General features: G+C 42.1%; 1 protein-coding gene. It reads right to left on the reverse strand.

Annotated features, from left to right (window positions below):
- Window positions 1-275, reverse strand: a 275-nt coding sequence (locus tag QVP40_RS09450; protein ID WP_288200449.1) for a histidine kinase dimerization/phosphoacceptor domain-containing protein, incomplete at its 3' end; no start/stop codon positions are given.
- Window positions 276-563 lie beyond the last annotated feature (288 nt).

The following is a 563-nucleotide window of genomic DNA, read 5'->3' on the forward strand; positions in this document are numbered from 1 at the left end:
CTTGTCCGGATGCTGGTCATTGCCTGATTAAGAGAAATATCCAGACTGTCCAGAAGAGGAGAAACAGCCTCAGAGCTGCTGACTGCTTTTGCGGCTCCTGTGATCAGAATAGAACGGGACAGGAGATGACCTACATTGTCGTGGATTTCTCTGGCAATCCGGTTTCGTTCTTTTAAAGTGGCTGTGTATATTTCATAATTCTGCTTTTCCACAAGCATATGATTCTTTTCTTCCAGAAGAATATTTTTTTCTGTGCTGTCGTCCCGCAGCTTCATAAAATCCTGTCTGAGCTTTTCTTCGGATTCAGTGCGGAGCTGAAGGAAAAATGCCACAATAAAGAACAGGATGCCCCAGAAGGAAAAAAGAAAGATATCTGAGTTTATTGTCCGGATTATATAAAGGTAAAGAAAGCAGCCTGCAAACGTAGGAAGATAAAAATGATACTGGATCAGAACATAAAATACTGCAGGAAAAAATGCGCACATTTCAGGTAATGCAAGAGCAGCAGCCATGAAGGCTGCGCACAGAAACAGATGCAGTTTTTTTGATTCGGAGAAATAGCC

It is taken from the genome of Blautia sp. CAG:257, assembly GCF_000433815.1.
Lineage (GTDB): Bacteria > Bacillota > Clostridia > Lachnospirales > Lachnospiraceae > Blautia_A > Blautia_A caecimuris.